This is a genomic window from Sphingobacterium sp. HMA12, assembly GCF_002933815.1.
Taxonomy (GTDB): Bacteria; Bacteroidota; Bacteroidia; order Sphingobacteriales; family Sphingobacteriaceae; genus Sphingobacterium.
Map to the genome: position 1 here is coordinate 1,119,577 of NZ_BEYR01000001.1, position 12,306 is coordinate 1,131,882.

The 12,306-nt window shown below is 36.1% G+C and carries 11 protein-coding genes; 5 read left to right on the forward strand and 6 right to left on the reverse strand.

The genetic code is table 11. From position 1 onward, the window contains the following. Window positions 1–58: 58 nt before the first annotated feature. Complete coding sequence (locus HMAT_RS04695; RefSeq protein ID WP_104381634.1) at window positions 59–2,854, forward strand: GH92 family glycosyl hydrolase; 2,796 nt, start codon at window positions 59–61, stop codon at window positions 2,852–2,854. A gap of 117 nt (window positions 2,855–2,971) precedes the next feature. Here the strand turns inward: HMAT_RS04695 and HMAT_RS04700 are convergent, their stop codons facing one another. Continuing rightward, window positions 2,972–3,865 (reverse strand): aldehyde dehydrogenase family protein, encoded by an 894-nt coding sequence (locus HMAT_RS04700; RefSeq protein WP_104381635.1) that lies wholly within the window; start codon window positions 3,863–3,865, stop codon window positions 2,972–2,974. Between the two features lie 407 nt (window positions 3,866–4,272). Between HMAT_RS04700 and HMAT_RS04705 the strand changes: the two genes are divergently transcribed. The 3 genes from HMAT_RS04705 to HMAT_RS04715 all read left to right on the forward strand — a co-directional run bounded on the left by HMAT_RS04705 (window position 4,273) and on the right by HMAT_RS04715 (window position 6,928). After that, window positions 4,273–5,061: an AraC family transcriptional regulator gene (locus HMAT_RS04705; protein ID WP_104381636.1), complete on the forward strand. Its 789-nt coding sequence runs from the start codon at window positions 4,273–4,275 to the stop codon at window positions 5,059–5,061. Between the two features lie 14 nt (window positions 5,062–5,075). Next, on the forward strand, window positions 5,076–5,894 hold the full coding sequence (locus tag HMAT_RS04710; protein WP_104381637.1) for an SDR family oxidoreductase: 819 nt from the start codon (window positions 5,076–5,078) through the stop codon (window positions 5,892–5,894). 206 nt (window positions 5,895–6,100) lie between these two features. Further along, window positions 6,101–6,928: an SDR family oxidoreductase gene (locus tag HMAT_RS04715; RefSeq protein ID WP_104383297.1), complete on the forward strand. Its 828-nt coding sequence runs from the start codon at window positions 6,101–6,103 to the stop codon at window positions 6,926–6,928. A gap of 121 nt (window positions 6,929–7,049) precedes the next feature. On the opposite strand, the gene HMAT_RS04720 is transcribed toward HMAT_RS04715, so the two are convergent. The 5 genes from HMAT_RS04720 to HMAT_RS04745 all read right to left on the reverse strand — a co-directional run bounded on the left by HMAT_RS04720 (window position 7,050) and on the right by HMAT_RS04745 (window position 11,327). Next, the gene (locus tag HMAT_RS04720; protein ID WP_104381638.1) at window positions 7,050–7,496 is read right to left on the reverse strand and encodes a nuclear transport factor 2 family protein; all 447 of its coding nucleotides are present in this window, start codon (window positions 7,494–7,496) and stop codon (window positions 7,050–7,052) included. Beyond that, window positions 7,493–8,320, reverse strand: a complete 828-nt coding sequence (locus tag HMAT_RS04725) for an AraC family transcriptional regulator (protein ID WP_104381639.1) — start codon at window positions 8,318–8,320, stop codon at window positions 7,493–7,495. Before HMAT_RS04725 ends, HMAT_RS04720 begins: the two co-directional genes overlap by 4 nt. Continuing rightward, window positions 8,317–8,817, reverse strand: a complete 501-nt coding sequence (locus HMAT_RS04730) for a hypothetical protein (protein ID WP_104381640.1) — start codon at window positions 8,815–8,817, stop codon at window positions 8,317–8,319. The genes HMAT_RS04725 and HMAT_RS04730 overlap by 4 nt, the downstream gene beginning before the upstream one ends. 343 nt (window positions 8,818–9,160) lie before the next feature. Further along, window positions 9,161–10,033: a DMT family transporter gene (locus HMAT_RS04735; protein WP_104381641.1), complete on the reverse strand. Its 873-nt coding sequence runs from the start codon at window positions 10,031–10,033 to the stop codon at window positions 9,161–9,163. A 559-nt stretch (window positions 10,034–10,592) separates the two neighbouring features. Further along, window positions 10,593–11,327, reverse strand: a complete 735-nt coding sequence (locus tag HMAT_RS04745) for an energy transducer TonB (protein ID WP_104381643.1) — start codon at window positions 11,325–11,327, stop codon at window positions 10,593–10,595. 452 nt (window positions 11,328–11,779) lie between these two features. Between HMAT_RS04745 and HMAT_RS26955 the strand changes: the two genes are divergently transcribed. Then, on the forward strand, window positions 11,780–12,121 hold the full coding sequence (locus HMAT_RS26955; protein ID WP_158655620.1) for a hypothetical protein: 342 nt from the start codon (window positions 11,780–11,782) through the stop codon (window positions 12,119–12,121). Window positions 12,122–12,306: the final 185 nt, after the last annotated feature.

A 12,306-nucleotide genomic window follows, 5' to 3' on the forward strand; every position in this document is an offset into this window, starting at 1 on the left:
ATTAAAAATACTTGATGTATATATGTATATACATTATACTTTTTTTATATTTGATTGTATGAAACTTTTAAATGACCAATTACCTTTTGAGTTTTGGATAACTCAAAAAGTTCACTCCTTTCTCTTGGCAATATTTTTTGTTATATGTCCTTTTTTATTGTTTGCAGGGCCTTACAATATTGCAACTGAAGCGACGGTGAAATCTTCTGGCAGCTGGAAGAAAGGATTTGAGGATACAAATATTATTGATCAAAAAATTCGTGTGCAAGGTAGAGGAGAATGGGCCTCCACTTCAAGTATGACATTTTGGGGTGAAATCGATTACCCGTGGATACAGCTTGAATGGACAAAAGTAAAAAAAGTCAATCAGGTAATCTTGTATGATCGCCTAGATCCGAAATCACATACAGGTAGCGGGATACTTCATTTTAGTGATGGGAGTTCTGTCCCAGTATTTCAAATACCCAATGATGGCAGCCCTAAGGTCGTTGATTTTCCCTCAAAGGAAACGAAATGGATAAAATTTGAAGTTACTGACGGAGATGGCTCTAATTTGGGGTTATCGGAAATCGAAGTTTACCCCTCTCCTGAGGGATATGTAGATTATGTGTCCTGGGTAAACCCTTATGTTGAATCTGCTAGAGGTCGATATTTTTTCTTCATAACTGGTAATCAGCCGTTTGGAATGATTGGAGCGGCCCCATTGACCAGAAATAAAAATCAATATGGTGGTGGTTATAACTATAATTCTACTGAAATTCTTGGATTTCCTCAAGTCCATTGCTGGATGTTGTCTGGACTTACCTTGATGCCCACAACAGGAATTGTCAATCCTACCAAAGGCGAAGATTTTTGGAAATCCAAATTTTCTCACGATGGCGAGATTGTACAACCTGGGTATCATAGGGTTTATTTAGAAGATTATAAAACATGGGTAGAACAAACGGCGAGCGATCGCGTGAGTTTCTATCGAATGACATATTCAGAAGATGCGATTGCTAATATTTTGTTTAATCTCGGAGGTTATGTATCTACGACTACCATGATCAATGCGCATGCCGAAAGAACTGCTGATCGAGAAATTTCTGGATTTTTCGATACCACGGGAAGATTGTGGGGTGGTCCGGATAAAGTTCGTATATTCTTTGTCATACAATTAGATAAGCCATTTGACGATACGAACGCATGGTCCGATAAGGCGATCTACGAAAATGTAGGGAAAGTTGAAGGACCTAATTATTCAATACCTAGGAATCAAGGAATGAGTTATCACGATGCACCCACCGCTGGAATGTTGGCTAAATATAAGGTAAAGGCTGGGGATCAGATCCAGATAAAAATGGCTATTTCGTATGTTAGTTTAGATAATGCAAAACAAAATTTGGAATCAGATGTCCCACATTGGGATTTTGACAAATTGCGTAAAACGTCCCAAAATGAGTGGAATAATTATTTTTCTCGCGTAGATGTCAAAGGGGGAAGTGATCAGCAAAAGATTAAATTTTATACAGATGTTTGGCATACTTTGCTAGGTAGACATAAACTGGATGATAGCAATGGACAATATCCGGATTATTTCCAAGGCGGTAGAAGAGAGGGCGCGCATACAATTGGCAGTAAGTTAACGGTAAGAACTTTATCAAGAGGTAAAGGGGGGAAAGTATTACACCATATGTACAATTTTGATGCGCTATGGTTAACGCAATGGAATTTAAATACATTTTGGGGTTTGGTTTATCCGGAAGTTTTGGATGATTTTGCAGCCTGTCTAATTGAATATGATAAAAATAGTGGATTGCTGCCAAGAGGTGCTAATGGCGGTGGAGAATCTTATATTATGACTGGATGTCCCGCAACATCCTTAATTACATCAGCGTACCAAAGAGATCTAAACAAAAAATGGGATATTTCTAAAGGATATGAAGCGATGTGGCGCAATCATCAAAAAGGAGGAATGTTAGCTCTTGATATGGATAAAGAGTTGGATTTCTATAATCAGAATGGATATTGTCCAGGTAATGCGGGATTGACTATTCAATGGGCTTTTGAAGATTGGGCGCTGTCTCAAATGGCTTCTAAACTTGGCCGAAAGAAAGATTTCAGCTTTCTGAAGAAAAGGTCGAAGGGCTGGACCGCTTCTTTTCATCCGCAGCTGAAATTAGTCCTTCCTAAAAATAGCGATGGCACATGGTTACATGAAGATCCATTGGACGGGAATGGATATATCGAAGCTAATGCTTGGCAAGCAACTTTCGGCCTCTCCCACGATTTAAATAAACTGACGGAACTTATGGGGGGGCAAGATAGTTTGTGTGATAAATTAAATTTTGCCTTTACAAAATCCGACGCGAAAGATTTTGTGTTCGGATATAATCAGGGCTATGTAAGTTATGCTAATCAGCCTGGTTGCTCCAATGCTCATGTTTTTGCCCATGCTGGTAAACCATGGCTAAGCCAATATTGGGTCAGAAAAGTAAAGGAACAAGCACATGGGGCTATTACTCCTGACAAAGGATATGGTGGACATGATGAAGATCAAGGGCAAATGGGAGGAGTAAGCGCGCTAATGGCCATGGGCTTGTTTAGTATCGACGGAGGGTCTAGCATTGATCCATCTTATGATATCACTGCCCCAGTTTTTGACGAAGTTACCATTAAACTGAATGGAGATTATTACAAAGGAAATACTTTCAAAATTATTACAAAAGGAAATTCGAAAGCAAATGGTTATATACAGAGGGCTTTCCTAAATGGGAATGATCATAATTCCTTTAGATTATCTCATCGTGATTATGCAAATGGTGGTGAACTTGAACTCTGGCTATCTGATAAACCCAATTTCAAATGGGGATGAGATAAAAATAAGTAGCTAATAGTACTAAGGGGATTATAAGTGACAAATTACTTTTTAAAGGCCAACTTGCTGATTTCTATTATGCAAATTGGCTTTTTTAAGTGAAATATTTTCTAACTAAAAATTAACGATTTCTTCTAATTTCGTGGCAGGAACGATTAATCTTGTAGCTGCAGCACAAGCCTGCCCGCTGTTCAAGAATGCGGCAATCACAGCCAATGGAATAGCTTCTTGGAGATTGGCATCATCTAGAATAATATTGGGCGACTTTCCACCCAGTTCCAAAGTTACTCGCTTCATAGTGTCAACTGCTCCTTTAGCAATAATACGTCCTACATTTGTAGAGCCTGTAAATGAAATTTTGGAGATACCTGGATTTCTCGTTATTTCAGCGCCAACGATATTCCCTAATCCGTTAACGATATTTACCACGCCTTTGGGAAGTCCAGCTGCATGGATGCATTCTGCTATAACCTGCGTTTGTTGGGCACTCATTTCGCTAGGTTTAATCACCACTGTACAACCGGCGGCAATTGCCGAAGCAATTTTGGTACAAATAAAACCGTTGCTCATATTCCAAGGGATAATTATTCCCACCACGCCCACAGGTTGTAAATTTACTTTTGATTTTCCGGTATTTTGTTGAAACTCAAAATCGTTCAATACTTCTGACATGGTTTTGAAGTCATCTAACGAATAGGCATTGATCATGGAAGCAAACTGGTAAGTACCTCCGTATTCTCTGACCATTACATCGATGAGTTCCGGAATTCGGGCCTCAACAGCATCATGTAATTGTCTTAGATACTGAATTCTTTCTTTTTTAGAAGTTTGAGAAAAAGTTTTTAAGGCTTCTTCAGCAGCCTCTACGGCAAGTTGAACATCCTCTTCGTTTCCTAACACAACTTCTGCTTCTTTGATGTTGGTAGTAGGATTGATTAGGTCAAAAACCTCTGTGCCTTTGGACGCTACAAACTCACCATTGATATAGATCTCTTTAATTGTTCTCATTTTTTTAGCTTTTACATTACAAATTTCGAAAACAGATCACTTGATTTACCTTCTGTAACGATCAAATACTTGTTTCTAATAAGCTCAACTTAATTAATCAGGAAAAACTTTGTATTAAATAGAGGTTAGTTTGTTAGCAATTTAACTTTTTTTTAATGTATTTAGAAATTATGGTCAGAACCTAATTTGAATATGGTTCAACTATTTGAATTATGATTTTTGAGCTTTTTAAGACACTAAAATTGAGCTTTTAAAGAAACTTAATTAATGGTATTGGTCGTAATTTTGTATCAGTCAATAATAATAAGGTTGAAGCATCAAGAAAATTTATCATACTTCTTATTGGGGAAATGATTGATTTGAAGGTGTTTGAGTTTGGAATCAATTCGTGGTGAAAGAATAATCGTATGAAACAGCAAGAAGACATCTACGGAATTCAGCGAGCTTGTTATACAAAGAGTAATAAGGCTGGAGAGCAATTCATCAAAGAACATGGTATTTCGTATATTGTTTCGGGTGAAATGGAAGCTTACGATGGAAATACCAAATATGTTTATCATAAGGGTGACGTGGTATTGTATAGGAAAAATGCTTTGATTCGATTTGTAAAGTACCCCAATAAGGATGAAGGTTTTAAGGCAGTTTCGGTAATTCTAGATGAAAATTTGCTTAAAAAATTTGCAGACGAAAATCACTTATTATCTGATAAAAACGTCAAAGGAAGTCTTTTCAAGATAGAGAGAGAGGTGATGATTATCGATTATTTCCAAGGTTTAGAACATTGGTTCGGAAAGAGAATAACCGAAGAATTTGCTGTTGTGAAGAAATTGGAGATGATTCATCTTTTGCTACTTCAAGACAATTCTCTGAAAGATGTGCTTTTTCATTTCGGTATTCCGGGAAAAATCAACTTAGAGGCTTTTATGAATACGCATTTTCGTTTCAATGTACCTTTGTCCCAATTTGCTTTCCTAACAGGTCGGAGCTTGGCGACCTTTAAAAGAGATTTCGAAAAGATTTTTCAGACCTCACCTAATAAATGGCTGCAAAAAAGGCGTTTAGATGAAGCATATTATTTACTTGAGAACAAAAAAATGAAATCAAAAGACGTTTATCTGGAAGTTGGTTTTGAAACTTTATCGCATTTTTCTTATGCCTTCAAAAACCGCTTTGGCGTAAGTCCGTCCACTTTATAAAATAATTTTTACATATGAACAAGACCGTTTTAATCACAGGTTCTTCCACAGGAATTGGAAGGGCCGTAGCTCTTCTTTTTGCCAAAAATAACTGGAATGTAATTGCAACAATGCGTAATCCAGAGGCAGAAAATGAATTGAATCAACTTGAGAATGTATTGGTAACCCGTTTGGATTTGGAAGATATTTCTTCAATCCAGAGCAGCTTAGAAGCAGGTTTGAAAAAGTTTGGAACTCTGGATCTGTTGGTAAACAATGCTGCATTTGGTCAATATGGAATTTTTGAAGCATTAACGCCCGAACAAATCGAAAAGCAGTTTAAAGTAAATGTTTTTGGCACAATGAATGTGATTCGTTCCATTTTACCACAATTCAGACAACAAAAAAAGGGTGCAATCATCAACGTGAGCTCAGCCGGTGGTCGAATTGGCATCCCATTAATTTCAATGTATGTCTCTTCAAAATTCGCATTGGAAGGTTTTTCAGAAGCTCTGTCGTACGAATTAGCTTCGCAAAATATCAGCTTAAAACTAGTAGAACCCGGTGGTGTAGCAACTCCTTTTCACGAAACATCGGCAAAGGTTTTTGCTGTAAAACCTGAATTGACAGATTATGACGCATTTAGTGAAGCTGCTTTGGCAAAACTCGGTCAAATGGGGGAAAATGTGGCTTCCGCGGAGCAAGTTGCAGACGAGATTTTTAAAGCAGCAACAGATGGCTCAGATCAATTCCGTTACATTGTCGGTGAGGATGCCAAAGGTTGGATAAAAGATCGCACTTCAATGGATGATCTAACGTTTGCAAGACATATGAGAAGTTTATTTCAACTTTAAGCGCAAAAGGAAATTCCCAAAAGTTTCTTAATCACTCGGTTTTCCATCTGAATAGGTAGGGCTCATACTTTATGGATTGAAATAATCAAAAGCGTTATGTTTTGGAAAATGATATTCAGCCGATTCGCAATTTATGAACTTCGAATTATGAGGAGAAATATATTGGATTAATGCATAAACTATTTAATGAGAATAAAAAAGATAGCATGAATAAAACAATTTTTATCACGGGAGCTTCTTCTGGTATTGGACAAGCGACTGCTTTATATTTTGCTAATGAGGGGTGGAATGTCGTTGCTACTATGCGAAGCCCTGAGAAACAGGATATTTTGCAAAATACAGATAATGTATTGGTTTTACCTCTAGATGTAGAAAATACAAAAGATATTCAGAGTATAATTGGCAAAGCAATTACTAAATTTGGGACCATAGATGTTCTGCTAAATAATGCCGGCTTTGGGCAACACGGATTATTTGAGGCAACGACAGCACAGCAAATTCAGCGTCAGTTTGCAGTTAATTTTTTCGGGACATTAGAAGTCACACGTGCCATGTTACCATATTTCCGTAAACAAAAAAGTGGAAGCGTCATTACGATTACTTCTGGCGTTGGCCGCGTAACAGTTCCTTTGGTTTCGACTTATGCAGCATCCAAATTTGCGTTGGAAGGTTTCTTTGAATCACTTTCATTTGAATTGGCATCACAGAATATAAAGGTAAAAATCATTGAGCCAGGAAACATTGCTACGAATTTTGAACAAACTACAAAAGCAAATTTTGCGACTGATGAGTCCTTAACGGATTACAGCGAGTATTTGCAAGAAATGGATGAAGTATTCAAAAGTATTTATAGTGGAGGTGGCTCAACAACCAAAGATGTTGCCGCAGCAGTTTTCAAAGCGGCAACAGATAATACATCGGTTTTGCGCTACGTAATTGGTTCGGATCTACAGCCACTTATCGATATCCGCAATGGGGGAACTGATGAAGCGTATATGAATGTCTTAAGAAATACATTTGTACCAAAAAGTTAATTGAAGCTATTGTCAATACAATCCGAACAAATTAATTTTTGTTCGGATTGTATTGGTTTTCTTTTTTAAGTTTCCTTTATTCCCCATGTTAGGATAACTGAAATTAAGGATGTACTTAATTTCATCTATTTTCAATCCAATCCACCATTAACTTCCGCTCCGCGAAAAGCCAATTTCCATTTTGTTTTATGTAAGTATCATGGTATTTGATGGCTGCAACCATCAACTTTTGTATGCCATCCTCAATAGTTAGATGATGTGCTATACAATAAACTATACCTGTTGCCTCATTACCATTCAGTTTTACGGAATTTTGCCCATTAAAGTGCATAGTGGTATTGTATGTATTAAGATTGTCAAATACAGGAAACAAATCTGCTCTGCTGCTTATGACCTGTGACGGGATACCTGATTTTGGGTCATAATACACTTCAAAATTGGTTTTTTCTGTAAATAAAGCCATTTGAGCCTGAGCATCTCTTGAATCGGCATAGAAGGCATAATTGTCTACTAGCTCACGAATGGCCAATCGGTCTTCCGCTTCCAAAATTTTTTGTTCGTAGTTCATCGGTATTGTTTTTTGATTTTTAAACTTTCGGTTGGCGTTACGCCATATTTATTTTTAAATGCTGTGTAAAAATGGGATAGGTTTTCAAATCCTAAATCCAAATAGATATCTGGTGGTCTTTTATTCTCGTGATGGATAAGACGATAAGCCTCTTTCAGTCTCATATCTTTTAGCCATTTTGCAGGGGAGATATTAAAGATTTTAATAAAATCTCGCTTGAATGACGCAATACTTCTTCCGGTAAGTTTTGCAAAACTCTCTAATGGGGCCTTGTAATGATAATTATCCCGCATAAAATCTTCGAGATTGATTTTATGGGGCTCACTAAAATCAAAGAAAAAGTTTTTAAGTTCGGTGTTTAAATTTAATAACAATTCTATCGCTTCCGAAATTTTGGAAAATACCATTCTGCCATTTCCATCTTCTGGATGTTCCAAATATGGAATTAAGGATTGAAAATAACTTTTTAAATAACTGTCAGGTTTTAATACGATATTCTTCTTACCCGAATACTTTTTATCACAAACAATGTTATTGATTGCCGCAAATTTTTTTAAATCCTCGGTTTTCAGAATAATCGAAACCGCTTTATATTCGTTATCAGTGGCGGGAATTTTTAGAGATTTTGCAAATTGATTGCGATGAGCCAAGAGTATTCGTCCTTTCTTCAGTACAAAAACTCCTTGTTGATGAAAAATATGCGTTTCTCCGGACAATTGGAAGGCTAAGATATGTTCAGGTACAAATTGCTCATAGCCCCATTGATCCTTTGAGGTACATGAGTAAACAAATGAATTATCTTTTTGGGGTATTATAGTTTTCACGATATTGTATATTTCATCAACTGTTCACGATATGAATTATTCCTTGCTGAAGTATTGCTATCTACGATCAGTAGGAAAGAAGCAGTGACAATTAATGTAACCGCTATTGCTCTCCAGTTAGCAGATGGCATAACCATAAATAGGATTGCTGCTGTAATGATAATAAGAGGCAATACATTAAATACCGTTTTAAAATCATTTTGGGATTTTGTGGTACGTTCAATCTCTTTTTGGACGAATGCATTGGCATTCGTGTTGTATTCTTTTTGAAATGATTCCAGTCGTGGTTTATTAGCTGCATACAGCCCAATACCGACAGCTATAAGAAAAAGGCCTGAAACGATTAAAGGAATTACAAAAGCTTTGGCGGTAGTTGTTTTACCCCATAAAGCGAAACCAATTGCGCTTAGAATTACGATAACACTGAATAAACCAATTATTTTGGCTGAGAATAATTCTGACTTTGCCCACTCGGTACTTAATCTTAAGATATCCATTTGTACTAATTTTGTATTACAAATTTCAATAATTTATTCCAGCAATTACTTTTTTAAAGGATCATTTTTTTATTTCTCAAAGGTTCAAAGATTTGAAAGTCATCGGAAACGTTGATATTTGCAAATGAGTACATTATCTATGTAAAAGTCAGACTTCTATTTTTACTACAGCTTATATGCTATACCACTTTGAGGAGATGTAAATGAACACTAGTGTCCCGATTTTAATGGGACACTAGTGTTCATTTCTCATTTTATGTTAGACTTTTCATTGAGGTATGTACTCTATACGACATAATTATAGAGTTTAATCTCCTTATTAATTGACAGAGATTCTTCTTTTTTAACCTTTAGTTCTTAGAACACGATTCATTTGTAGCCCCAAAGAGAGAGCAATCAGGGCAAGCCCAATAAAGAATGGTAGACTTAACTCACTATACTCTTTGAAAAATACAACGGCGAGTATGATCGAATAGATCGGCTCAAGATTGAAGTTGAGGTTTACGGTAAATGCTGAAATGTATTTGAGTGCTTTGTTTAACAATACATACATAAGAACAGTGCATACACCAGCAAGAAGCACTAGAAGACCAGTATCTGTTAAAGTCGGGACTAGATATTCGACTGGATTAAAATAAAGGAACATAGGTAGTAACACGCCGATTCCTACTGTACCGCCCAGCATTTCTATTCGAGTAATCATGATTGCATCAAAATCCTTACTCAGTTTCTCATTAAAAATAGTAAAAAGAGCGACCAATAGTGAAGATATTATGCCAAGTATAATTCCTGTTCTATACATTGTATCGAAACTGAAAATTAGGAATATTCCGATAAGTGTCAATAAACTTAAGAGTATTTCGATCCATGACGCCTTTTGCCTTTTTATTAACGGACCTAAGATAGACGTAAAAAAGCCAGTGAGACAAAAGCATACCACTCCGACTGAAATGTTTGCATATTTAATACTTCCATAAAAGAATACCCAATGTAACCCAAGTAGAAAACCAACAGACAATATTTGGAAATAATTTTTTCGGTTTATTGTTTTAGCGCTCTCCTTTAAAAAAGGAGAGGCTATAAAAAGTATGATAGTTGCAAACAACATTCTATACCAAGTGAGTAATACTTCATTTAAAATAATGAGTTTCCCAAAAATGGCAGACAGCCCTGCCAGAACAATAGCGATGTGTAAAAGAAAAAATGCTTTCTTCATTAATAAGTAATTTATGTAAAAAATATGACAATAAAATACCAGTCAGTTTTGTAAAAAAACTGGCAATAATAAATCCTGCGGTATGCAAGATGCTTTTAGGTGAGGGGGTCTAAGGAACGATGTGTTGGTCGAACGCCTTTAAAGTTGTCATAATAACATTATTTTCTTTGGGGCTAAGATAAACATTAGTTTTGTTTTGTGGGTGGATAAAAATAATTTAAATCAATATCGTTTCATAGCTAATGGAAAGTAAATCTAATTGAACCTTCATCTACTTTTTTGAAGTAGCATAATCTGTGCGATAGTCATCAAATAAATTTCCATAACATATTCCCCAAATAGCTGCACCAGATATGCAATGCTTGCCGAGGGAAAAAGCTTCATTAATTTCACGATAGCTACCTCACGAATGTACCCGTCGTGATGACGGGTCATCAGACTAAGTTCTTCAAAACTAACCAGTGTTTCGATCTTAGTTTTCGTGATAGCAGTATATACCCTATGAGGAAATTTATATGTTTTTTCTAACCATAATAATTTGGTTTGTTCCACACGTTAATTATTTAGTTTTTCTTGCATCGTTTTCTAATTTTAGCATCCCTGCACTAAACAACAGCGGGAAGGTGTATCTACACTTTACAGCATGACCATTTTGAAATCCTGGTTTCCAAGGACTAGATTTTCGAATCAATGTTATTAACGCTTCACCAGTTTGATAACCAATATCTTTGGCTATCTGGAAATTACTGAGCTTACCATCTTCTCCAACCGTAAAATTGATGATCAGTTTGCCATTTACTTTTGCCTTCTTGGCAGCCGTTGGCACTTCATAATGACTGATAACCCAATTTTTGAATCCAACTGAGCCATCAGGGGGCTCAGGAAATACCTCGTTGATTTCTGGAAGAGGATCCCTGATTGTGTCCTGCTGTACTATTTTCGATTTTGCTCGTTTCATTTTAAGGAATTCCTTTGTGCAGATAACAAGGATATCATTTGGATTACAACCGATTTGTCCTTCATTTTTTATATAATCAAAAGAAACGATCTGGCTTTCTATGGCAGCCAATTTTTTATTGAGTTTATCTCTGTGATCGATTGGATAGTCGATCCCGTCTATAACAAATGCTGTCTTTGGATCAGCGTGCAAGAAATCAACCAATGATTGATGATTGATTAAAACTGAATTTCTACGTATGGAATCCAAAATAAGGGATTGACCAAAAGCCTGCGATAACAGGACTATTGATAAAATACATATAAATGTTAACTTACGAACCCAGGAAATTCCCATTGTTTTAATATATAACTCAGTAGCTAAGTTACATATCTATTTTGTATCTTGATACAACATGGTTAATCTAGTTATAAGGAAAGTATTGAATGATTATGTCGCTTTTATAAATGACTTCAAATATCAGTTCTCTCCGAATATGGAAGAATTCGAGAAAAAGAGCCGCCGAAATCGTTCGGGGCATATTCGGCGGAGATAGTATCCATTGTTCATTGGAACAAGTGAAAGTGACTTTCTTTGTAATTTTTTGTACCTTACTCCCGATTGATCTTAAATTAAGTTATATGCAAAATAAAAGATTAAGTCTTTCTTATAGTGAGTTTTTCTTGCGACGGATTGGACCTATCCTTCTCTTTGTTCATTTAGCGGTTTTACTAATTTTTTTTAGGTCTTGGCACAAGGAAATCGTACTCATACTTATCATAAGTTTGACCTCTATATTTTTTATGTCTATGATTTCGTTTCTAGATTATTCCAAGCTTAAGAAGAATTTCTCCATTAAACAGCTTAGTTTGGACGCAGACAAATTGACTATCGACAGTGTCTCCTATGCTGCAGATCAAATTCGAAGTATCACCCCTTTAAGCGCACAGAATATATTGGATAAGTATAATATATATCTGATTGAGATCCTCACAGTGGACGGGCAACGTTATTTAGTTTTTGATCGAGACGTCGCATGGAAGTTAGAGTCTGCTACAATCAAATCACTGAGAGAGATAACAGCATTCAATCCAAAGATAATGGAAAGGAAATATATTGACGGAATTGTAGCTTTGAAATCTCAAGTTTAGTAAGCTCCGTAGATGATTGCCATCATTTTTGGATAAAAGGATACTTGGTCTTCCCATGATAATTGAAGTTAAATCTTTTTTAGGAAAACAATCTCTTAGTTTTTAGTGAACTATGTCCAAATTACGCTGACGATTTACATAACATGCATGTATTGTGGCGTAAATTGGTCATAGATTCAGTTCTT